A 23154-nucleotide genomic window follows, 5' to 3' on the forward strand; every position below is an offset into this window, starting at 1 on the left:
AAGAAGTAAACATGAATTACTGTTTCAATCCCCACTGTGATCAACCCGCAAACCCAGAAGGTGTTAATTGTTGCCTAAATTGTGGTGCCAATCTACTTCTAAAAGAGCGCTATCGCTCAATTAAACTCATTGGACAAGGAGGATTTGGTAGAACCTTTTTAGCAGTGGATGAGGATAAACCTTCAAAACCATTTTGCGTAATTAAACAATTCTATACTCAATCATCAGGCAAGGACACACTCCAAAAAGCAATACAATTGTTCAATCAGGAGGCTATTCGCTTAGATGAACTAGGTACCCATCCTCAAATCCCAGAACTGTTGGCTTATTGCACTCAGGAGGATCGACAATATTTAGTTCAGGAATTTATTAACGGGTTGAATTTAGCACAGGAACTGGTGCAAAATGGTGCATTTACAGAAGACAAAATTCGACAATTACTCATTGATTTATTACCGGTTTTGCAATTTTGCCATCACCACCAGGTAATTCATCGAGATATTAAACCGGAAAATATTATTCGTCGCACTAGTGATAACAAACTAGTTATAGTTGATTTTGGAGCAGCAAAATCAACCACAGAAGAAACCAGAAATCGTACAGGAACGAGCATTGGCACTCCTGAATATGTGGCACCAGAACAAATGCGCGGAAAAGCAATATTTGCCAGCGACATTTATGGACTGGGCGTGACCTGTATTAACCTGTTAACCAGGCGATCGCCTTTTGACTGTTATTATAGTCATGAAGCTACATGGATATGGAGAAAGTTTTTAAAAACCCCCATAACTGATGATTTAGGGCAAATAATAGATAAAATGATAGCCATCATTCCCAGTCAACGCTATCAAACCGTTACAGATGTAATAGAAGATTTAAAATTACAGTCTATTTCAACACCCAGCTCTATTTCTATCAAAAATACTGTCAATATTCCCACCACTATAATTAGTCCACCAAAACCACCCACATCCAATCAACCCCATATTCCAGATGTCATAGATCAAGAACTAGCAGAAATAAAATCTAAGTTCCTAGATAATGGTTAATAATCAACATGGGAAAAATCCTATAAAAAAGGGCGGGTTTTTCACCGCCCACAAAACTTTAGAAATGCTCAAAATCAAAGTCAACTTCCCAAGAATTACTTCTTAGCTTCAGCAATAGGAACCCACTCAGTATGGAAAGTTCCTTCTATATCAACCCGTTTGTAAGTATGAGCGCCAAAATAATCCCGTTGAGCTTGGGTTAAGTTTTGAGGTAATCTCTCCCGACGGTAGCTATCAAAATAATCCAGAGAAGCACTAAAAGCAGGAACAGGAATACCCGTCTTAGCAGCTGTGACAATAATTTCCCGCCATGCAGACTGTCTATCCAGAATTGTTTGCTTAAATTCAGGTGCTAACAACAAGTTAGGTAATGCGGGATTTTCGTCAAATGCTTTCTTAATCTTATTCAAGAAACCAGCACGAATAATACAACCACCTTTCCAAATTCGAGCCATTTCACCCAAATTCAGACCCCAATTATAGGTCTTAGAAGCAGTGGAAATTAATGCCATACCCTGAGCATAAGAACAAATTTTAGAACAATAAAGTGCATCCCGCACCATGTTCACAAAGGTTCTCGTGTCTTTAAATTGAGTGGGAACAGGACCTGTTAATTGTTTAGATGCAGCAATTCTCTCCTCCCTAATAGAGGAAATAATTCGAGAATTCACCGCAGCAGTAATTGTAGGAATAGCAACCCCTAACTCTAAAGCAGTTTGCACGGTCCAACGACCAGTACCTTTTTGCCCTGCAGCATCAACAATTAAATCTACTAAGGGTTGTTTAGTCCCAGGATCAACGTAGGGGAAAATATTGGCTGTAATCTCAATCAAAAATGAGTTCAGCTCGTCTGTTTGATTCCACTCTGTAAATACCTGATGCAGTTGGGTAGCATCTAGTCCACCAACGTTCTTGAGTAAATCATAAGCCTCTGCAATTAACTGCATGTCGCCATACTCAATCCCATTATGAACCATTTTCACGTAGTGACCAGAACCACCGGGCCCAATATAAGTCACACAGGGACCATCATCAACTTGTGCAGCGATTCTGTTAAAAATTGGTGAGAGATACTCATAAGAACTTTTTGTACCACCTGGCATGAGTGAGGGACCATTCAATGCTCCCTCTTCACCACCACTTACACCCATACCAATGTAGCGTAAACCAGTGGGTTCTAATTCTTGGGTACGTCTTTCCGTATCTTCAAACCAAGAGTTACCACCATCAATAATGATGTCTCCTTCTTGAAGTAATGGTTTCAGCTGTTGAATAACTGCATCAACAGGTTTGCCAGCTTGTACCATTACTAAGATTTTACGAGGACGTTCCAGTGAAGCAACAAATTCTTCTAGGGTAAAGGCTGCCTTAACGTTTCTGCCACCAGCTCGGTTTGACATAAACGCATCTGTTTTTTCTCTAGATCTGTTGTAAACTGCAATTGGAAAGCCATTACGCTCGACATTGAGGGCAATATTTTCGCCCATAACGGCTAATCCAATTACGCCAAAGCTTTGTAGTGTCATAGTTGTTTTTGGGTTTGGCTAACTCTTGCAGATGCTTTCATCTTTAAGGGTAATCCGAGATTTTCGGTTCACTTCTAAAGAAGACATTAAGAGTTGATGTGTAAGACAATAAACCATAACTACTAAACTCTAGAATCTGATTTTGATTTGTATTTTCCCGAACAGATAAAACTTATAGGACAGGAGTTGCAAAATATGCTTGTTTATATTCTATCGTTGGTAGTGGCAATTGCCAGTTTAACTATTTACGCCAGTGCTTTCTTTTTCCCGGAAATTCACCGCAAAAACGATTTTATTTGGAGCGGGGTTGGTTTGTTTTATGCTTTGGTATTATGGGTTTTTGCATCCCGCATTACCGGGGGTCTATTACTGGGTCATGTAGCTAGTGTGTCACTTTTGTTATGGTTTGGTGGGCAAACTCTTTCTTTGCGTGGTCAACTTGTCTCCAAGGGAAAGCCAACGTCAGTTCCCACTGCACAACCGGAGATTAAGGGGATTCAGCAACCAGTATCTAAGATATCTTTACTGGAAAAGCTGCAACAGCTACCATCATTAATTATTAGGCCGTTTAATGGTCTTATAGTCAAGGTTCAGCAAGTGGTTTTTAAAAACCCCTCTGTAAATACTAAAATATCCCCGTCACCCACTCCTGAACCACCCACTCCTGAACCACCCGCTCCTGAACCACCCGCTCCTGAATCACCCACTTCCGAACCACCCGCTCCTGAATCACCCACTTCCGAACCACCCGCTCCTGAACCACCCGCTCCCGAATCATCTAATCCCCAATCCTAGACGATTGGAAGCATAGCTTTAGCCAGTATTCTCCAGATCCTTTCTCTCTTGAGTAGTGTTAATCACTTTTAGAATTTTGTCAATGGTTTCAAACAAACGGCACAATCTCTAATAAGTTTGTTAGATATTTGTTAAGAAAAGTTACGTAATTCTTAACAAAAGGGAATAATTCTTATGGTTGTTTCACCAGCAAAGAATAAACAACATCATGTTGTTATCATTGGAGGAGGATTTGGGGGACTTTATGCGGCAAAAACCCTCGCTAATACCAACGTAAATGTCACTCTTATTGATAAACGAAACTTTCATCTATTTCAGCCACTTTTATATCAAGTTGCTACGGGCACATTATCACCCGCTGACATTTCCGCACCACTCCGTTCTGTTTTTAGAAACATCAAAAATACTCAAGTGCTGCTAGGAGAAGTCACCGATATTGATCCCAAAGGACAAAAAGTTTTTCTGGGTGGAGAAGTAGTACAATACGATACACTAGTCCTAGCCACCGGTGCTAATCACTCTTATTTTGGTAAAGACCATTGGAAAGATTTGGCTCCAGGTCTAAAAACCGTAGAGGATGCTATAGAAATGCGTCGGCGGATATTTTCTGCTTTTGAAGCAGCAGAAAAGGAATCTGACCCAGCAAAACGCCGCGCTCTATTGACCTTTGTCATCGTAGGTGGTGGTCCTACAGGAGTAGAATTAGCAGGTGCGATCGCAGAATTGGCTTACCAAACCATGAAGGATGAGTTTCGTAGTATTAATACATCAGAAACCAAAATATTACTACTACAAGGGGGCGATCGCCTGTTACCACATATTGCACCGGAGTTATCAGAAGAGGCAAAACTCTCCTTACAAAAGTTGGGTGTAGAGATTCAAACTCAAACCAGAGTAACAAACCTAGAAAATGATATTGTTACCTTCAAAACTGGGGAACGGATTCAGCAGATTGCTTCCAAAACCATATTATGGGCCGCTGGTGTTCAAGGTTCACCCATAGGCAAAATCCTAGCAGAAAGAGCGGATATTGAGCGAGATTTTTCTGGTAGGGTAATTGTAGAACCCAATCTGACCATTCCAGGGTTTAAAAACATTTTTGTGATTGGGGATTTAGCCAGCTTCTCCCATCAAAATGGCAAACCTTTACCCGGTGTCGCACCAGTGGCCAAACAGCAAGGCGAATATGTGGGTACTCTAATTTTACTGAGATTACAAGGTCAAACTTTGCCAGAATTTAATTACAATGATGTGGGCAGTTTGGCCATGATTGGGCAAAATTTAGCTGTAGTAGATTTAGGTTTTATCAAACTGAAAGGTTTTATTGCTTGGGTATTTTGGCTAGTAGTTCATATCTACTTCCTAATTGAGTTTGACACTAAATTAGTAGTGGTTTTCCAGTGGGCATGGAATTATATTACTCGTAATCGTCGCTCTCGATTAATTACAGGTAAAGCAGCTTTTTTAGAGACACAAACTATCAACAACAATAATCCCTATCAAGCAGCAGAAACTGCACAGCATACAGTTAAAGTATAGGTTTTTTGTAGTTGTTGAATTATATTTAGCCAGAACGCTTATCCAGCAATCACTTTTACCCATGAAACCTGTCTATAGCGTTCTGGCTCACTCCCCCGGGTGACTTTACAAGTAAGTGCTAAATTTGATGCTTTCTGGATCACCCCAATCATTTGTGGTTGGACTTGGGAACTCATAGTCCCTATAATCACTGGGATAGTCCTTTAATTGTATCCCATATTCTTGTGGGTCGTCCAGTTCTAAATCCTTACACCAGCATCCGCTGAAACTAGTTTTTAAAAACTGATATTCTCCAATAAGTTCGGTGATCTCCTCTTTTAGGTCAACTGACATAGTTTTTACCCCCTTAATTAATGTCAAATGTCACTTTTTGAGTTGGTAAACACCATACTATGGAGTTATAAGGGAATTATAAGGAAAAATAAGTAGCACAGTTAAGAAATATTGCCAAAATGAGTCCCAATATTGTTTCACTTACCAACTAGCTCTTTGACGAATTGCTAGAAGGTTACACTGTAGGTCATTGGCGAGGCGATTTTCAATGATCCCTATTGGCATGGTTAGCTTTGGCCAAACTCGAATTGTGTAGCACAAATCGGTTCCCTCTCCAGTTCCCAATTTATAAGGTTTTAAGCTCCAAAAACCAGAAAAACCTTTGAAGTCACCCTCTACCATTGCAAATTTGATTAATTTAGGAAAAATCTCTTCCAAGTCTAGCACCACACGGGCACAAAACTTAAAGTTCAGCAAGCACTGAGACCCTATCTGTTCTAAACGTATACCACCATCAGGATGTTCTATCAAAGAACTTTTGGTCAAGTTAGGTATAAACTCCACCAGGGATTCATAGTCGGTGAGGATTTTCCATACCTTTTGTACTGGTTGGTGGATTTGCACTCGAGCGGTAATTTGTCTTTGTCTGTCGGATAGTTTTTCTACCTGGATGCTAACCCCATCTGAATTTTGCTCCAGAGCATTCTTATCCTTTGACCGGATGATATTTGGAGAACCAAGTTGGTTTTGTGTCGTCACTTTTGAGAATTTGAATGATTTACCGGGTAAAACTAAGATAGGCAATCTTAAGACTGTCATCCACTATTCTTTCCTAATATTAACAGCATCAGGTATAATTTCCGTTCTTCCAAAGCCTAGTTGGTTATTTTTTTTGTTCAAAGTGCTTTACTCCAAAAGCCTACACTAATTACAGTGTAGGCTCGCAATACTACTTAATAGCTACCTTACCACCAGCTTCAGTAATCTTCTTACTAATGTCTTCGGCGGCTTCCTTGTTGACACCCTCTTTAACCGCTTTAGGAGTAGACTCTACTAACTCCTTAGCTTCTTTTAAGCCTAAACCAGTGATTTCACGCACAATCTTCAGAACCGCAATCTTCTTATCAGCAGGTACTTCTTGCAGAATTACATCGAATTCAGTCTGCTCCTCGACTACTTCTGCTGCTGCTGCTCCACCAGGTGCAGCTATGACTGCCATGCCACCAACGGGCGCAGCAGCACTTACACCAAACGCTTCTTCAATCTGCTTAACCAGTTCCGCAGCTTCTAACAGGGTCAAGGATTTTAACTGTTCTAAAATTTGATCGGTTGCAGTAGACATTGATATAACTCCTAAGAAATTGTCGTTTTTGTTGATTAGTGGAAATAAGAAAGGTAAAGCTAAACGCTCCTATTCAGGTGTGGTTGCGCCTTCCTTATCTTTGTCAGCAATAGCTTGAATACCACGAGCCAAAGAACTGGGAACCTCCTTGATACCCACAGCAACTTTTGTGGCCAATGCGTTGATAGCTCCCGCAATTTGTGCCATCAGCTGTTCCTTGGATGGCAAATCTCCCAAGGCTTTGACATCCTCATCCTTGAGCAAGCGCCCTTCCATCACTCCGCCACGCAGTTCGGTCTTCTTAGTGGCTTTTTGAAATTCTTGGTAGGCTTTAATTGCTGAAGAGAAATCTTCCTTAACTAGCAAGAAAGCAGAAGAACCCTTGAGCAACTCTGACATCGGTTGCCATTTTTCTTCCTCCTGAATGGCCAGTCCCATAAAGGTATTTTTAGTCACCTTACAGACCGTACCACTAGGACGTAAACGCCTTCTCAAGTCGGTGATTTCGCCAACCGTTAGACCTTGATAATCAATTACCAGTGCCAAAGTTGACTGACTTAGAGTCCCCTTTAAGTCCGCTACTATCTCTTTTTTGTTTTCTAACGTTCTACCCATACTTGTGTCACCTCCTAGGGTAAATGCTCAGTCGTGAGTAATTTAGTTATGGCCATGTTGACTTACCGAAAACAACAAACCCCAGCGATCTTCGCCGGGGTTTCATAGTAGTATTTTTAATGCTGTAGTTCCCACGTCTGTTTAGCAGATGTGGAATTACTTCAGTCAGTTAAAATTACAACCTCGGCAGGATATTAAGCTATACGCACCTGCTGTCTCCGGCTTAATTATGCAAATTATGCAACGTCAGTTGTTTTGAAATCTCTCAGGGCATTAATATCAATTTTAATTGATGGACCCATGGTAGAAGAGATGTAGAATGTTCGCCAATACCGACCTTTTGCTCCTGAAGGACGATTACGGTCAATGGTCTCTTGCAATGCTTTGAGGTTGACCAGCAGGTCTTCCGAAGAAAAGGAGGCTTTACCAAACATAACATGAACAATGCCAGTTCGGTCAGCACGAAATTCTAGTTTACCAGCTTTAAATTCACTAATCGCACTTGCTATGTCAAATGTTACTGTACCACCTTTAGGAGATGGCATCAACCCACGAGGACCCAATAATTTCCCTAGCTTTGCTACCTGTGGCATCACATCAGGAGTAGCAATTAGCTTATCAAAGTCCATCATGCCCTTCTGAATTTCATCAATTAGTTCTTCAGAACCAGCTATGTCCGCCCCTGCATTGGTGGCTTCTGTGACTTTCTCACCTCTAGCAATAACTGCTACCCGCACTATCTGACCTGTACCCTTGGGTAACACCACAGTGGTTCGCAGTTGTTGATCCGTGTACTTAGGGTCAATTCCCAGGCGAATATGCGCTTCAGCAGCTTCGGCAAATTTTGCCGTAGCAGTCTCTTTCAATAGAGCTAACGCTTCTAAGGGAGTGTAATCCCGCTCTTCTACTTTTGCTTGCAACGCCTGTAATCGGCGTGATACTTTCTTTACCATGTTTTCCTCCTGGGGTTGTTTCGAAGTTCCTCACCTCTCCCCCAATATGATTTGAGATTGGGAATTTTAATCCTTAATGGTCACACCCATGTTTTTGGCTGTTCCCTCCACAATGTTCATCGCTGCTTCAATGTCGTTGGCATTGAGGTCAGGAAGTTTGGTTTGGGCAATTTCTTTTAACTGGGTTCTAGTAATGCTACCAACCTTTTTCTTGTTTGGTTGGTCCGAACCTCTCTCAATTTTTGCCGCCTTACGAATTAAAACCGATGCTGGGGGTGTTTTGAGTACAAAGGTAAAACTCCGATCCTCAAATACGGAAATTTCTACCGGAATTACCATACCAGCTTGGTCAGCTGTTTTGGCATTGTACTCCTTACAAAACATCATGATATTAACACCATGTTGACCAAGTGCAGGACCAACCGGTGGTGCTGGGTTGGCTTTCCCAGCATTTAAGGCCAATTTAATGACCGCCACTAATTTCTTCGCCATTTGGATTTAGCTCTGTTTTTGTACCTGATTAAATTCCAGTTCTACTGGTGTATCTCGTCCGAAAATCGAGAGTAGAGCTTTTAGTTTACTCCTTTCTGGCGACACTTCAATCACCTCACCCTCAAAATCCTTGAATGGACCAGAAAGTACCATGATCTTATCACCCGTAGCCATGTCAATTTTAACTACTGGCTCCTGTTCTGTGGTTTGCTTGAATATACGCTCTACTTCTGAGTTGCTTAGAGGAACCGGTTTGACGTGACCGCGACTTCTCCCGCTACCATGCTTCTGCTCTGCTCCTACAAAATTAATCACATGGCTAGTATTTTTTACTATTTGCCAAGTGTCATCACTCATCGTCATCCGCACTAAAACATATCCGGGAAAAACTTTCTCTTCTGTTTGTTGACGGGTGCCGTCTTTACGGATTTTGACTGCTGGAGTGTGGGGTATTTCTACCTGAATAATTTTGTCAGCCACATCAAAAGTTTGAATACGCTGTTCTAAAGTCGTTTTTACACGTTTTTCGCAACCAGAGGCTACTTGTACCGCATACCAACGTGCTTCATTTACTGTTGTTTCCAGGGTATCTTCTGACTGGAAAGCATCCCTTGGTTCATCTGTTGCATAACTCATCAGAACACCTGTTTTGCTGCCCAAGCAAAAAGTCCATCAACTAGATATATTAAAGATGCGGATAGGGTTACCATTAATAAAACGGCTGCTGATTCACTCACCAGCTGTTTACGACTGGGCCAAACTACTTTCTCAAGTTCTTCTTTTGTTCCCTGGAAAAAGTTGTTGAAGCTAAACCCACCACCACTTTCTGGCATTTCTGCCTCGTTTTTTTTAGTCACGGTCTTTATACCCCCGTTTCTTAGGTTGCTTTATCGAATTCACACCCTAGTTTAGCACGCCAGTCCTAAATTGAGGAGTTAACTCGGTGCGGTTGGCGACATTGTATCACCTAGGATTTTCACACCCTAGCCGCTCTCTGGTAATTTACACCTATGCCATAGAGATAACGACAAATTCTATCCCAAGTCTTGCTAAAAAGTCAAGGCCTCAAAAATGCGAAACCCAAGCTAGCTCATGTTAACCTATTTATCATGACTTTCAGCGCGCCCTGGAGGACTTGAACCCCCGACATTAGGTTTTGGAGACCTACGTTCTACCAACTGAACTAAGAGCGCACGACTTTTGTGTTATTTACACCATGTTAATCTTATTTTTCTTTCTAGTCAAGGGGTAAGCTAAATTTATCAAATTTAGCTTCTTATTCCCATATTATCACTCTATCACAAAGCACGGTCAAAGCGTTGTTTAATTCTGGTAGCTTTACCAGATAGTTGACGAAGATAATATAATTTAGCTCGTCTAACTTTACCGCGACGCATAATTTTGATATTGTCAATCCGTGGTGAGTGCAGTAAAAATACTCGCTCCACCCCTACGCCCTGAAATACCCGACGTACGGTAATAGTCTCGTTAATCCCCCCATTCCGTTTGCCAATGACTACCCCTTCGTAGGGTTGCACACGATATTTATCGCCTTCTTTGATTTTTACTCCCACCCGCACTGTGTCACCTACATAGATTTGAGGTAGGTCGGACTTTAACTGTTCCGCTTCAATGGAGCGGATAATTTCTTGAGCGTTCATAGTTCAGTTGTTTTATAGAAAAAACCACAATTAACAATAATAAACCTATAGGTGTCCCCTAGTCTAGATCTTTGAGCTAATTTGTTCAGCCATTTCTTTATTTCTGGCTATAGATGATTTTAGCCACTTATCTTTTTTCCAACCACCTCCTATTAAATCATGTAAAAGGGTGTAAAAACATGGGATAATAAATAGGGTCAATAAGGTGGCTACAGACAAACCAGAAAACACCACTACGCCCAGGGGTTGGAGAAATTCAGATCCTTCGCCAATGCCTAATGCTAGGGGAAACATGCCTAAAACCGTGGTAATTGTTGTCATTAGAATTGGGCGTAGACGCTGGGGTGCTGCTTTTAAAATAGCGGTGCGACGGTCTATTCTTTCCCTTTCCCTGATTTGATTAGCCAATTCTACCATAATAATGGCATTATTTACCACGATTCCTACCAATAAAACCGCACCCACAATTACGGTTGCACCAACAGCAGTTTTGGTAATATAAAGACCAAAAACACCTCCAGCTAGGGCTAGAGGTATGGTAAATAAAATGACTAATGGATCTACAAGGGAATTATATTGTACAGCCATGACAATAAATACTAAGAATATGGCCAGACCACCTAAGACTTGTAGTGATTGTTGAATTTGGCGATTAGACTCTGCTGTTGCACTGGGTAAGACGCTCACGGTTGGGGGGAACTCTACAGTATTTAAAACCTGATCAATCTGTTCTAAGGCTTGATTTAAACTAGCTCCTTCGGTTAAATTACCTGCAATTAAAAATACTTGACGCTGGTTAATCCGTTGTATTTCTCCCGGTGCTTTACTAGTAATGATCGTCGCTATATCACTTAGTCTAACTTGTTGATTACCTTGTGTGAATAAAGGTAGTCTTGCCAACTGGGAAGTAGTGTTTAGCGCATCCTCATTTAATTCCACTCGCACATCCACTAATCGATTATCTCGTTGTATTTGGGTGGGGACACTACCTGTAATAGCTGTTTGAATTGTTTCTCCAATTTCTTTAGTGTTTAACCCCACATTTGTCACTCGCTCCCAGTTGGGTAGAATTTGGATTTCCGGTTGTTTAGCATCTCCATCGGGACGAAATCTCAGGGCGGTCACTTTTTCTTCTAGGATTGCTAATAACTGACGACCTTTTTTTTCTAGGATATCCCCATCGGTTCCTTGGAGGATAATATCCACATCCGCACCACGAGCGGGTGAGTTACTAAGCAATAAACCCCTTACTTGTCCTCTGGTTAAACGCAGTCGAATATCAACCAAGTTTAGTTCGGTAAATTTTTTACTAACCCGCTCAATATAGCTTTCTATATCTGAACCTGGTTTTAGGGTAATTGTACTGGAACTGCGTAGGGGATTGGCTGTGCTATTACTACCAAAGAGAAATCCACCAACAGTGGAAAACACATATTTAGTTTCCGGTTGTTTACCGACAATTTCATCAACCAACCCCATGACTTTTTGATTGGTTTTGAGGGGAGTACCGGGGGGAAATTGGGCAAACAGATTGACCTGTCCGGTATTAATTTGGGGGAGAATTTCTTGTTTTAGCTGGGGTGCTATCCAATAGCTACCACCACCTAATAAGAGAGTAGCCATAATAATTGTTAATAACCGCCAACGTAAAATTCCGGTTAAAAATTTGCCGTATAATCTAGTAGCAGCTGCGAATTGTTGATTAAACTGTTGAAATAACCAAAAATTGGTTAGGGAAATGGGAACTGGCCAACCTAATAATCGAGATGTTAACATGGGTACAACAGTAACAGCTATTAAAATGGAAGCTGCTACAGCAAAGCTAATGGTGAGAATTAGTTCGTTAAATATTAAGGAAATAAAACCACCAATTAACAAAAATGGTAAGACTGCTACCAGGTTGGTACTTGTGGAAGCTATCAATGCTGATTCTACTTCTCGACTGCTAAGTTCAGCTTGTTCAATAATTGTGTTTGCTGATAGGTTAACTAGGCGATTTTGCCTTTTATTGTGAGTAATACCTGTGGTGATATTTTCTAACATAACAATAGAATTGTCTACCACAATTCCCACTCCCAATGCTAAACCACCCAAGCTAAAAATATTTATTGATAAACCAAATAACCCCATGAAAATAATAGCTGCTAGTGTAGCTAGGGGAATAGAAATAACAATTATCAAGGTTTGTCGTAAGGACCCAAGAAATAAAAGAACGGCAAAACCTGCTAATCCTGCACCTATTAAACCAGAGGTGGTAACATTAGCTAGGGAGTTTCTGATAAATATTGATTCATCTAAGGTGGGTGTTAATGTTGATTCTTCGGGTATTTTACCAGCTTGTTTGAGTTGGGTTATTTTCTCTTTGATTCCATCAACAACATTGACAGTATTAGCATCGGGTTGTTTTTGAATACTAACTTTTACCGCTTCTTCACCATTGAGCAAAACATAAACTCTCTGTTTTGCTGCACCATCAGTAACTTGGGCAAAATCTCTCAGGTAAACCCGATTTTTACTGGGGGAATTAGGCGTGGATACTTCTAAGGAAAGATCATTAATCTCCTGGGCATTTTTAAATCTCCCCACTGTGCGAGTTAAGGGTTCGGAATTACTTCCTAAAATTCTCCCCCCAGAAATATCTTGATTGCGATTTCTCAGTTCGTTTAATACATCTGTTAAACCTACTCCTAGGGCTTGTAAACGATCTAAATCAATATTTACCCTTACCTCTTCTTCCACTCCCCCAGATACGTCTACCAGTGCGACTCCTGGTACTAAACCCAATTCACGCCCTAATTCTTCTTCGGCAAAAACTCGTAAATCTACTCCTTTAAGGGTGGGTGAGGTGAGAGCAAATTCATATATGGGTAGTTGGGAAGGGTCAAACTTAAATAACCGGGGTTCTTCTATGGTCTCGGGTAATCTATTTCTGGTGCGGTTAAAAGTTGCTGTAGCATCATTGAGAGCTTGATCAATATTTCCTCCCGGTTGAAAATATAGGTCTAAACTCACTTGTCCTTCTCGAGTACGGGAGACAACTTGAATTACTCCTTCTGTCGCGGAAAAGGCTTCCTCTAAGTTTTTGGTGATTTCATCCACTGCTACTTCTGGTGAAATCCCCGGTGCTTCTATTCTGACTCCAATCCGAGGATAGGTAATAGATGGTAATAGGTCTACGGGTAATCGTAGAGTGAAAAATACACCCATGACAATCACTGCTAGGGTTAGCATTAAAGTGCCAATATGTTGGCGAATAGATAGGGCACTTATACTAAAACTTTTGTGGATATTTGACATTTGTTTAAGGGGTTATTCCTGTTGATTTTAAGTCTTTAGTTTGGTAATTCTGACAGTGCTGATAATTTAACCCTTTGACCATCCTGAAGGGGTTTACTGCTCCGAACTACATAACTGTCTCCCGGTTGTATTCCAGAGATAATTTCTATTTTGCCATCAGCTTCTTTACCCAACACAACTGGTTGTTCTTTAACTTTTACTCTCTTTTCGTTCCGTTCAATAACAAAAATGGTGCTGTTATTATTCGGTGATGATGTTTCCTGGTCTTGATTATTAATTGCTGTTTTGAACACCACTACCCTTGATGATTCTTGTCTGGAAAAATTGACTCTGGCCAACATTCCACTACGAATTTTTCCCTGGCTATTGGGAATGACTATCTCTACGGGCACTACTCTAGCTGTGCTATCTGCTACTGGTGAAATTCTTTCTATTCTACCTATGATTTTTTCATCGGGAAAAGCATCTAAATTTACTTCTACCCTCTGACCTATTTCCACTTTCCCCAGTTCTAATTCTGAGACTTTCACCACTACTTTGATCTGACTTAAATCGGCAATTTTTATAGCTTCGTTCCCTGATTGTAAAAGGTTCCCTGGTTCTGTGATTTTTTCTGTTACTACGCCTGTAATCGGAGAAATTAAATCAGTATACGAAAGACGCTCTCTCGCTGCTTTAACTACTGCTCTCTGGGCTAAGACTCTATTTTGCGCCGCTGCTACTGCTTTGTTTTCTGTTCTTTGCTTTTCTATGGTTGATTTCAAAATCTGTTGATATGTCTTAACTTTTGTCACAGCCTGCTGGGCAGCTTGTTGGGAAATCGCCCCTTCTTGTAATAGTTTCTGCTGTCTGTCTGAGTCAGATTTCGCTTGCATCAGTTCTAATCTAACTTTTTCTACCTCCGCTTCTATATTTCCTACCTGGATCCTGGCTCGCTCTACTTCTGATTCACGATTTCCTAACTCCGCTTCCTGTTGCTCTAATCCCGTCTTCAACAAAATATCATCTAGTCTACCAACCCTCTGTCCCTTGCTTACCCTATCCCCAATCTCTAAATCTAAACCAATTAGTCTCCCCTCTACTTGCGATCGCACGGATATTATTTTCCTAGGAACTGTACTACCTGTATAAATTAACTCCTGATTTAGGGAGTCCGTTCGGGCGATCGCCACATCTACGGATATTGGTTTAGCACTTCTTTTTCCGGATGAATTTTGAGATTGAGCTTCTGCTGATTCTTTAACCGTGGAAACACAGCCAGTTGCCAAAATTCCCAGAAACAAAACAGACACCAGTAATATCTTGTCTCTATGATGGCTGATTTGGCTCAGCCATGACCCAGATGGTATGATACTTAATACCTTTACTGTTATTCGTGACTCATTTGGGACTAAAACCATAAGTTTACTTTTTTAGGTCACTATAAATGCTATTACATATTAATTATTACTGACATTTCCGGGAATTGTGAAATTATGGTAAAAATTGGCATAAGAATGTTCATTAATAACCATCACCAAAAAAATTTTTCCTGTATATTAAGAATAGTAAAGATATCGTAAGTTTTTTCCCGATTTGAGGTAAGCAAAAAATGACAATTTTGGTAAAAACTACTCAAATTGCTGATGAGCAAGAGATTGCCGATTTTTTCCGCGACTCTGCAGGTACATGGCGTTCTGAAAGACGCTACTATACCCTACCAGAAGGAAAAACCCAAGAACTAGTCAGTATGATTACCATTGATTTTCTACCCAAAGGGGATGAGGAATTGCTGACATTGGCCCAACTACATAATTTACCAAACCTAGATAGTTTGAGCTGTGGAGCAAAGGTCAGTTGGCAAAGTGTGGATTTGGAAAACCTAGAAAAAAAAGTGCACGGTCAAACCATATTTGGTGCTTTGGGCAAAATCTTATATCGAGACAAGGGGTTTGCCACAACCAAACCAGTAACCGCTGATTATATTATTTCCCAAGCTCATACCCTATGCTTACGAACAGAATACAACCGCGCAGTTTTTGAAGAAGAAATAAAACTAATCGGTGATAAGTACCGCACAAGACAAACCATCATCTCTCGTGATGGAAAACCTCTTACAATAGGGCAGTACTTAGAGAAACGAGTTTAGTCCCATTGTTACTAAGCGCTATAATTAGAGTTATAGCTAGATTCATGTATTTGAGGAAATCAAAAAAAACTTTTCCAAACTACCCCAAAAATTAATTTCTATGTCATGATAAAGAAGAGACTTAATTCGGCGATTAGTATTTTGTTGTTAGTATTGACAGGCTTTTTTTACTTGTGGTATTTACAGACTCCTCTCCGAAATCTAAATCTCTACAAACTAATGATTTTGGAGATATAATTCATGTCGGTTTATGTAGGAAATCTTTCTTACGAAGTTACACAGGATGCCTTGACAGCTGTGTTTGCGGAATATGGATCGGTTAAACGGGTTCAAATCCCCACTGATCGGGAAACGGGTCGGGTTCGTGGTTTTGCTTTCGTGGAGATGAATTCAGAAGCAGAAGAAACTGCGGCGATCGAAGCACTTGATGGTGCAGAATGGATGGGTCGTGATTTAAAAGTGAATAAGGCTAAACCTAAGGAAGATCGTGGTGGTAGTGGTGGACGAGGAGGTGGTTATGGTGGTGGGCGTAACCGCTACTAATTCCCAACTGTAGCAGTAATTTGTGATAATACCAGCTCATGCTCTTGCAGTGTGAGCTTTTTTCTCAACTACCACAATCAAATATCCCAATGAACTACCAAATAGCACGTAAACTATTAATAGATCAAACAGAAACTGCTCGGGATACCGTCTTAAACCGTCTCCAAAAGGGCAAATTGCCCATACCGGGTCAAATTACATCTATTTTGTTAGCATTAAAACTTGTATTTGAATCCTTAAAGGATGTCAATACTATAGATAAAGAACTAGCCTGGTCACTGCATAAACTAGGCAGTAAGTGTTTAGAAATATTGACAATGGAGCTAAAATCTGACACTGAATGGCCCCCACTGTTAAAAGAGGACTTGCAAAGAATTACCCTAGCAGTTGAAAGTATATTTTCCGGTACATGGGAAACCAAAAAATGAGGTCAATGGGGGACAATAGCTACCTTAATTGCCAGACGTGCTTTCATATCGTTAAGCGCCTGTTCTAAATCTTCTAGGGGAGCTTGGTTACTAATTAATAACTCAAAAGCAATTCTCCGACTTTCTATAAGAGAGAGAGCATCCCTAACATATTTAGGAGTATTGTGAAAAACACCTTTTACAGTTAATTCATCATAATGAAGCTGTTCGGTATTGATATTAATGCTAGTGTCTTTAGGACAACCACCAAATAAATTAACGGTTCCACCGGGACGGGAACAGGAAATAGCAGTTTCCCACACACTGGGAACACCAGTAGCTTCTATGACTACATCTGCTCCCCATCCATCCGTGAGTTCCCTCACCTTAGTGGGAATATCCGTGACCTGATGATAATTAAAAATCCGGGATGCTCCCAATTGTTGACCAATGTGTAGACGGTGATTATTGCCACCCCAGAGAAATACCTGGGCTTGCAATTCCCGGGCCAAAACCCCTACAAACATCAATCCAATAGCTCCATCACCCAAAACAACCACTCGGTCATGGGGTTTAATATGGGAGCGAGCTAATCCATGAAGCACACAGGCCAAAGGTTCAGTCATGGAAACTAGGGCCAAGGGTAATCCTGCAGGGACTCCCAGCATATTGTGTTGAACAATGGGGGCGGGTATTTTTAAATACTGGGCAAAAGTACCATTGTTCCAGGTAAGATTTGGACAAAGGGAGTATTCTTGTCGTTGACAAAAGAAACACTTCATGCAGGGGGCGGAGTTATTGGCCACCACCAGCTCTCCTACATGCCAATTATCCACACCAGATCCAATAGCGACAATGGTACCCACGACTTCATGTCCGAATAATGTGGGAGGTGTCAACATTCGCGCATGACCGCCACGTCGCCACACTTTTAGATCTGTACCACAAGTGGTGGCAGTCTCCACTTTAATTACCACTTCTCCCAATGCGGGGGTTGGGTCTGGTATCTCCTCTAATCTTATGTCTTCCTTTCCGTAAAGTAAAGCTGCTAACAAGTTTTCTCACTCCATCTATCTAAATAAATAACATAAATAACTAAGTAGGGAGGCACAATTATTTGTAGGATGCCCATGGGGGCGTTGGGTTTCATACTTCAACCCAACCTACGTTCATCTTATATTTAATTCCACCTTCCCAAGGTAATCACCGCGTTTTGTCCTCCAAACCCAAAACTACAGCATAGAACATGTTCTACCCGACTTTTTTTTGCTGCTGTGACCAAGTTTAAGTTCATTTCTCTGTGCTTTAGTCCCACATTGGGGGGTAATATTTGATTTTTGATGGCCATTAGGGAAAAAGCTACACCCAATGACCCTGATGCTCCTAAGGTGTGACCAGTGGCACCCTTGGTGGAACTAATCGCTACCTGGGGGGGAAATAACTCTTGTATGATTTTACCCTCTATTTGATCATTGATCTTGGTGGCCGTACCGTGGGCATGAATATAGTCTATATCTACCTCGGTCAAATTACTACGTTCTAAACATTGCTTGATGGCTAACATCCCACTTTTAGCTTGTGGTTCTGGTTTGTTACCATGAAAAGCATCTGCTGTCAAGCCAAAACCTAGGATTTCTCCGTAAATATTTTCTGGGGTTAACTGACGCTGTTCTATTGACTCTTGAGATTCCAAGACAAACACTGCTCCCCCTTCGCCTAAAACTAAACCCTCTCGATTAATATCAAAGGGGTAAGCACCCGTCTTAGCCAAAGCTCCCATTTGCTGAAATCCACAAATAGTCAACGGTGTAATTGGAGACTCAATAGCACCGGCGATCGCCTGATGACATTGACCACTTTGAATCAATATTACAGCTTGAGCGATCGCCCAAATACCGGTAGAGCAGGCTGCCATTGGGGCTAAAACAGTTCCCAGACAGGAAATTTGTCTAGCAACTGTGATAGCATTCATCACTGGCAAACTATCCAACCAATGTTCCAGATTTGACCATGGCGGAGTGTCATTCATTTGTTGTGCCAACTTTTCCCAAGATGCTTGGTAACTGCGACTAGAACCGATAACCACCGCACAATCAGGTAAAGGGGGGGACAATTTAGCATCCTTGAGGGCCTGATCTACAACTTGGGGGGTCAAAATATTCAAAGATAGTGGTTGGTGATGGATTAAACCCAAGGGAACAGGTGCCAATTCTGGGAAGAGCTGGTGTAATTGAATGCCACTTTTACCCAAGAGTAGATTCTGCCAGCTTTCTTGCAAACTCATACCCAGAGAGGAAACTAAACCAATACCGGTAACAAAAACCCTAAGCAATTTGAGATATTAATAACTACTGTGGAAGTTTTAAATTTGCCAATCCCTTTGTAACCTCAGCCTGGTCAATTCTATCGCCTTGCTGAATTTGATTAACCACCTCAATACCATCAGTGACATAACCGAAAACTGCATAGGCACCATCTAAAAATCCTAAATCAGCCAAAGCAAAGTAAAATTGAGATGAAGCAGAATTAGGAGTTTGAGATCTAGCCATAGCTATGGCACCCAGTTTATGGGTCAAAACAGGTTTTTCGGAAATTGTTTTGCCATAGACTGGCTCTTTTTGGCCTCGGGGCTTAATTTCCAGGGGGATGAGACGTTCAATGTTCAGTTGGGGATCCATATACCCACCAGTTCCCAATCTAGCTTGGGGAAAGTTGGGATCTTTGCTTTGAGGATCACCACCTTGGGCCACAAAGGGTTGGGGGTCACGCACAACGCGATGAAACATTAGTCCATTGTAAACACCCTTTTGAACCAGGTCTAGGAAATTCCCAGCAGTAATAGGAGCGTTATCACCATCCACTTCAATAGTAATAGGTGAACCCTTAACCGTCATTACCACAGTGGCCTTACCCACCAAACGAGGTAAATTTGTATAGTTTGGGGAAGCACTAGAAGCTATTTGACTGGGGGAACAACCCGTAAATAAGACACTGCTAAGGATGAGTGCTAACCACAGAAACTTGAAAGATTTAAATTGGGGGATTTGAAAGTGCATTGACACTAACTCAACTATATATAAGGTATGAGTATAGGACGAATAATTAGAGTCCTTCCAAGGGAACGCCCAGAAAACGAGCCAATTGGGCCCCTTGAGTTTCCAACTCTGATAAGGATAGGGGTTGACCAACACGAGTCAAGGGAATATCCCTTCTCGCCTTGACCTTGAGATAAAGTGCTCGTTGAGGATTGAGACCTTCTTTAATAGAAATGCGAACAGACTGTATATCTCGTATAGAGCTTTCAATGGCAATTTGGCGGTCTTTGCCAGGAAACCCCCAACGAAAGATTTTGAACTTACCAGTTTCCTGATTAAATTCATTATAACCACCACCTACATCCCACAAAATTACTAGCCATAAATATAAGGCTAAAAGCATACCCGCTATTCCATATATTCCCATCACTAGTCCTTGAGGGACAAATATTAGCTCAGTTGCATCAGTGACAATCAGTAGATTAACTTTTAAATAGCTAGAAATGCTGGCTAATGAAAAGCCGGATGCTCCTAAAGTAACAATAGTTGCCCAGGAGTAATTACTCAATCGTCGGGAACCGAGAACGTTTTGATGTAGGGAAATTTCACCTTTGTCAGTCACTGTTGATGATGTCATTTGAAATACTTAAAGCTAGTTGCTCACGTAGGTGCTCAGTTTCCAGAACTCACCAACAAAACATCTTAACACAACGACTGACAATAATTATGTATGTCCCACCTATTGCTCCAATATCAAAAACAAAATTTTCAACCCAAAATTTTCCATAATGTGATAAGTTAAGAATCATTAAGTTGTCATCACCTAAATAACCAGGTAGTGGCAACAGTCCTGGCATAATTTATGAGAAACACCCAAATTGAATGGTTCAATCTCATAATTTCTACCGTATACTGGTAGAGTCAAGACTCTAAAAAAACGTTTAATTCACCATGCTGAGGAAATAACCCTTCCCACAGCATCCTTAAAAACGTAGCAATTTTAGTAAACAAGAGGATTTTTCCATGACCATCGCAGTTGGACGCGCCCCCTCTAGAGGGTGGTTTGACGTACTAGACGACTGGTTAAAACGCGATCGCTTTGTATTTGTAGGTTGGTCAGGAGTATTACTGTTTCCTTGTGCCTTCCTAGCATTAGGCGGTTGGTTAACCGGTACTACTTTTGTTACATCTTGGTACACCCATGGTTTAGCCTCCTCCTACTTAGAAGGAGCTAACTTCTTGACAGTAGCAGTATCCACCCCTGCAGACAGTATGGGACACTCCCTATTATTCCTGTGGGGTCCAGAAGCTCAGGGTGATTTTACCCGCTGGTGTCAACTAGGTGGTTTGTGGCCCTTTGTTGCTTTACATGGTGCCTTTGGATTAATTGGCTTCATGTTGCGTCAATTTGAAATTGCTAGACTAGTAGGTATTCGTCCTTATAACGCCCTGGCATTTTCCGGTCCGATTGCCGTATTTGTCAGCGTTTTCTTGATGTACCCATTGGGACAATCCAGCTGGTTCTTTGCACCCAGTTTTGGCGTAGCAGCCATATTCCGGTTCTTATTATTCCTCCAAGGTTTCCACAACTGGACCTTAAATCCCTTCCACATGATGGGTGTAGCAGGAATTTTAGGTGGAGCTTTACTATGTGCTATCCATGGTGCAACAGTAGAAAACACCCTATTTGAAGATGGCGAAGGTTCCAACACCTTCCCCGCATTCAATCCTACCCAATCGGAAGAAACCTACTCCATGGTGACAGCAAACCGTTTCTGGTCACAGATTTTCGGGATTGCTTTTTCCAACAAGCGCTGGTTACACTTCTTCATGTTGTTTGTACCCGTTACCGGATTGTGGATGAGTGCTGTAGGGATTGTAGGTTTAGCATTAAACCTGCGAGCTTATGACTTCGTATCCCAAGAACTACGGGCAGCAGAAGATCCAGAGTTTGAAACATTCTATACCAAGAACATTTTATTAAACGAGGGTATCCGAGCTTGGATGGCGCCTCAAGACCAACCCCACGAACAGTTCGTATTCCCAGAGGAGGTACTACCACGTGGTAACGCTCTCTAATAGATCCGTTGTAGGTGCTGGCCGTGACCAAGAAAGCAGCGGTTTTGCTTGGTGGTCAGGTAATGCACGTTTAATCAACCTTTCCGGTAAACTACTTGGTGCCCATGTGGCCCATGCTGGTTTGATTGTATTCTGGGCCGGAGCAATGACCTTATTTGAGGTTGCTCACTTTGTCCCAGAAAAGCCCATGTATGAACAAGGGCTAATTCTGTTACCTCACCTAGCTACCCTGGGTTGGGGTGTGACCACCGGTGGTGAAGTTATAGATACCTTCCCCTACTTTGTAGCTGGGGTATTGCACCTAATTTCTTCTGCTGTTTTGGGTTTTGGCGGTATTTACCACGCTGTACGCGGTCCTGAAACCTTAGAGGAGTATTCCTCCTTCTTTGGTTATGACTGGAAAGACAAGAACAAAATGACCAACATCATTGGTTTCCACCTGATCATCCTCGGATGTGGAGCGTTGTTGTTGGTACTGAAAGCCATGTTCTTTGGTGGAGTCTATGATACTTGGGCTCCCGGTGGTGGAGATGTACGCATAATTACTAACCCTACCCTTAATCCAGCGGTGATCTTTGGTTATTTAATCAAAGCTCCCTTTGGTGGTGAAGGTTGGATTATCAGCGTAGATAACATGGAAGACATCATCGGTGGTCATATCTGGATTGCCTTTATTTGTATTTCTGGTGGTATTTGGCACATTTTAACCAAACCTTTTGCCTGGGCACGTCGTGCTTTTATTTGGTCTGGTGAAGCTTACCTGTCTTACAGTTTAGGTGCTTTATCCATGATGGGCTTTATTGCTTCTGTTATGGTTTGGTATAACAACACTGCGTACCCCAGTGAGTTCTTCGGTCCTACAGGTCCTGAAGCTTCTCAAGCACAAGCTTTAACATTTCTAATTCGTGACCAACGGTTAGGTGCTAACGTAGGTTCTGCTCAAGGTCCTACAGGTTTAGGTAAGTACCTGATGCGTTCTCCCACTGGTGAAATCATCTTCGGTGGTGAAACCATGCGTTTCTGGGATTTCCGTGGTCCTTGGTTAGAACCCCTTCGTGGTCCCAATGGTCTTGACCTAGAGAAGATCAAGAATGATATTCAGCCTTGGCAAGCTCGTCGTGCTGCTGAATACATGACCCATGCTCCCTTGGGTTCTTTGAACTCTGTAGGTGGCGTAGCTACTGAAATCAACTCTTTTAACTATGTATCTCCTCGTGCATGGTTGGCTACTTCTCACTTTGTGTTAGGTTTCTTCTTCCTCATTGGTCACCTGTGGCACGCAGGACGCGCTCGTGCAGCTGCTGGTGGTTTTGAGAAAGGACTGGACCGTGAAAACGAACCAGCATACTACATGAATGATCTTGACTAGAATTTCCTAGTTTTGTATTTGAAGTGTCAGCTGAAGTGTTAGCCCTTGTTG

The 23154-nt window shown here is 41.6% G+C and carries 24 protein-coding genes, 1 tRNA gene and 1 other annotated feature; of the genes, 8 read left to right on the forward strand and 17 right to left on the reverse strand.

The genetic code is table 11. The features are described from left to right. The first annotated feature begins 11 nt into the window (after window positions 1-11). The gene (locus C6N34_RS05105; protein WP_115539091.1) at window positions 12-1049 is read left to right on the forward strand and encodes a serine/threonine-protein kinase; all 1038 of its coding nucleotides are present in this window, start codon (window positions 12-14) and stop codon (window positions 1047-1049) included. 95 nt (window positions 1050-1144) lie between these two features. Here C6N34_RS05105 and gndA read toward each other — a convergent pair whose 3' ends face one another. After that, window positions 1145-2575, reverse strand: coding sequence for an NADP-dependent phosphogluconate dehydrogenase (gene gndA, locus C6N34_RS05110; RefSeq protein WP_057177659.1), 1431 nt, complete (start codon window positions 2573-2575; stop codon window positions 1145-1147). 195 nt (window positions 2576-2770) lie between these two features. On the opposite strand from gndA, the gene C6N34_RS05115 reads away from it, so the two are divergent. Both C6N34_RS05115 and C6N34_RS05120 read left to right on the forward strand, forming a co-directional pair. Beyond that, on the forward strand, window positions 2771-3370 hold the full coding sequence (locus tag C6N34_RS05115) for a Ycf66 family protein (RefSeq protein WP_115539092.1): 600 nt from the start codon (window positions 2771-2773) through the stop codon (window positions 3368-3370). A gap of 174 nt (window positions 3371-3544) precedes the next feature. Continuing rightward, window positions 3545-4909 (forward strand): NAD(P)/FAD-dependent oxidoreductase, encoded by a 1365-nt coding sequence (locus C6N34_RS05120; RefSeq protein WP_057177657.1) that lies wholly within the window; start codon window positions 3545-3547, stop codon window positions 4907-4909. Between the two features lie 105 nt (window positions 4910-5014). Here the strand turns inward: C6N34_RS05120 and C6N34_RS05125 are convergent, their stop codons facing one another. From C6N34_RS05125 to C6N34_RS05180, 12 genes are all read right to left on the reverse strand, one after another. Continuing rightward, window positions 5015-5242 carry a hypothetical protein gene (locus C6N34_RS05125; protein WP_115539093.1) on the reverse strand — a complete coding sequence of 76 codons (228 nt, stop codon included), beginning with the start codon at window positions 5240-5242 and terminating at the stop codon, window positions 5015-5017. Window positions 5243-5383: 141 nt separating this feature from the next. Then, the gene (locus tag C6N34_RS05130; protein ID WP_115539094.1) at window positions 5384-6001 is read right to left on the reverse strand and encodes an SRPBCC family protein; all 618 of its coding nucleotides are present in this window, start codon (window positions 5999-6001) and stop codon (window positions 5384-5386) included. Between the two features lie 130 nt (window positions 6002-6131). Continuing rightward, entirely contained in the window at window positions 6132-6524 is a 393-nt protein-coding gene (gene rplL / locus C6N34_RS05135) for a 50S ribosomal protein L7/L12 (RefSeq protein WP_006276215.1), read from the reverse strand. A gap of 69 nt (window positions 6525-6593) precedes the next feature. Next, entirely contained in the window at window positions 6594-7139 is a 546-nt protein-coding gene (rplJ, locus tag C6N34_RS05140; RefSeq protein WP_006276214.1) for a 50S ribosomal protein L10, read from the reverse strand. A 64-nt stretch (window positions 7140-7203) separates the two neighbouring features. Further along, window positions 7204-7379, reverse strand: a sequence feature (ribosomal protein L10 leader region). Further along, window positions 7376-8092: a 50S ribosomal protein L1 gene (gene rplA, locus C6N34_RS05145; protein WP_006276213.1), complete on the reverse strand. Its 717-nt coding sequence runs from the start codon at window positions 8090-8092 to the stop codon at window positions 7376-7378. (Overlaps the previous feature by 4 nt.) A 66-nt stretch (window positions 8093-8158) precedes the next feature. After that, entirely contained in the window at window positions 8159-8584 is a 426-nt protein-coding gene (gene rplK, locus C6N34_RS05150; protein WP_115539095.1) for a 50S ribosomal protein L11, read from the reverse strand. Between the two features lie 6 nt (window positions 8585-8590). After that, entirely contained in the window at window positions 8591-9220 is a 630-nt protein-coding gene (gene nusG, locus C6N34_RS05155) for a transcription termination/antitermination protein NusG (protein WP_057177653.1), read from the reverse strand. After that, window positions 9220-9441 (reverse strand): preprotein translocase subunit SecE, encoded by a 222-nt coding sequence (gene secE, locus C6N34_RS05160; RefSeq protein ID WP_006276210.1) that lies wholly within the window; start codon window positions 9439-9441, stop codon window positions 9220-9222. The genes nusG and secE overlap by 1 nt, the downstream gene beginning before the upstream one ends. A gap of 263 nt (window positions 9442-9704) precedes the next feature. Then, window positions 9705-9777 (reverse strand) — tRNA-Trp (locus C6N34_RS05165). Window positions 9778-9882: 105 nt separating this feature from the next. Continuing rightward, window positions 9883-10245 carry a 50S ribosomal protein L19 gene (rplS, locus tag C6N34_RS05170; protein ID WP_006278210.1) on the reverse strand — a complete coding sequence of 121 codons (363 nt, stop codon included), beginning with the start codon at window positions 10243-10245 and terminating at the stop codon, window positions 9883-9885. Window positions 10246-10308: 63 nt separating this feature from the next. Beyond that, window positions 10309-13542, reverse strand: coding sequence for an efflux RND transporter permease subunit (locus C6N34_RS05175; RefSeq protein ID WP_115539096.1), 3234 nt, complete (start codon window positions 13540-13542; stop codon window positions 10309-10311). 35 nt (window positions 13543-13577) lie between these two features. After that, window positions 13578-14942, reverse strand: a complete 1365-nt coding sequence (locus C6N34_RS05180) for an efflux RND transporter periplasmic adaptor subunit (RefSeq protein ID WP_181884046.1) — start codon at window positions 14940-14942, stop codon at window positions 13578-13580. A 191-nt stretch (window positions 14943-15133) separates the two neighbouring features. On the opposite strand from C6N34_RS05180, the gene C6N34_RS05185 reads away from it, so the two are divergent. The 3 genes from C6N34_RS05185 to C6N34_RS05195 all read left to right on the forward strand — a co-directional run bounded on the left by C6N34_RS05185 (window position 15134) and on the right by C6N34_RS05195 (window position 16641). After that, on the forward strand, window positions 15134-15670 hold the full coding sequence (locus tag C6N34_RS05185; protein ID WP_057177650.1) for a phycobiliprotein lyase: 537 nt from the start codon (window positions 15134-15136) through the stop codon (window positions 15668-15670). 240 nt (window positions 15671-15910) lie between these two features. Further along, on the forward strand, window positions 15911-16213 hold the full coding sequence (locus tag C6N34_RS05190; RefSeq protein WP_057177649.1) for an RNA recognition motif domain-containing protein: 303 nt from the start codon (window positions 15911-15913) through the stop codon (window positions 16211-16213). Window positions 16214-16302: 89 nt separating this feature from the next. Then, on the forward strand, window positions 16303-16641 hold the full coding sequence (locus C6N34_RS05195; protein ID WP_115539098.1) for a Dethiobiotin synthetase: 339 nt from the start codon (window positions 16303-16305) through the stop codon (window positions 16639-16641). Between the two features lie 2 nt (window positions 16642-16643). On the opposite strand, the gene C6N34_RS05200 is transcribed toward C6N34_RS05195, so the two are convergent. The 4 genes from C6N34_RS05200 to C6N34_RS05215 form a co-directional block, all read right to left on the reverse strand. Further along, entirely contained in the window at window positions 16644-17675 is a 1032-nt protein-coding gene (locus tag C6N34_RS05200) for a zinc-dependent alcohol dehydrogenase (protein WP_006278216.1), read from the reverse strand. 125 nt (window positions 17676-17800) lie between these two features. Beyond that, window positions 17801-18952, reverse strand: coding sequence for a beta-ketoacyl-ACP synthase (locus C6N34_RS05205; RefSeq protein WP_115539099.1), 1152 nt, complete (start codon window positions 18950-18952; stop codon window positions 17801-17803). A gap of 16 nt (window positions 18953-18968) precedes the next feature. Then, window positions 18969-19676 (reverse strand): peptidylprolyl isomerase, encoded by a 708-nt coding sequence (locus C6N34_RS05210; protein ID WP_057177646.1) that lies wholly within the window; start codon window positions 19674-19676, stop codon window positions 18969-18971. A 46-nt stretch (window positions 19677-19722) separates the two neighbouring features. Continuing rightward, window positions 19723-20292: a photosystem I assembly protein Ycf4 gene (locus C6N34_RS05215; RefSeq protein WP_006278219.1), complete on the reverse strand. Its 570-nt coding sequence runs from the start codon at window positions 20290-20292 to the stop codon at window positions 19723-19725. 386 nt (window positions 20293-20678) lie between these two features. Between C6N34_RS05215 and psbD the strand changes: the two genes are divergently transcribed. Beyond that, a complete protein-coding gene (psbD, locus tag C6N34_RS05220; RefSeq protein WP_006276274.1) occupies window positions 20679-21734 on the forward strand; it encodes a photosystem II D2 protein (photosystem q(a) protein) in 1056 nt (351 codons plus the stop codon). Beyond that, window positions 21718-23103: a photosystem II reaction center protein CP43 gene (gene psbC / locus C6N34_RS05225; protein ID WP_115539100.1), complete on the forward strand. Its 1386-nt coding sequence runs from the start codon at window positions 21718-21720 to the stop codon at window positions 23101-23103. Before psbD ends, psbC begins: the two co-directional genes overlap by 17 nt. Window positions 23104-23154: the final 51 nt, after the last annotated feature.

This window comes from Cylindrospermopsis raciborskii Cr2010 (assembly GCF_003367075.2).
In the GTDB taxonomy this organism is placed as follows: Bacteria; Cyanobacteriota; Cyanobacteriia; order Cyanobacteriales; family Nostocaceae; genus Raphidiopsis; species Raphidiopsis raciborskii.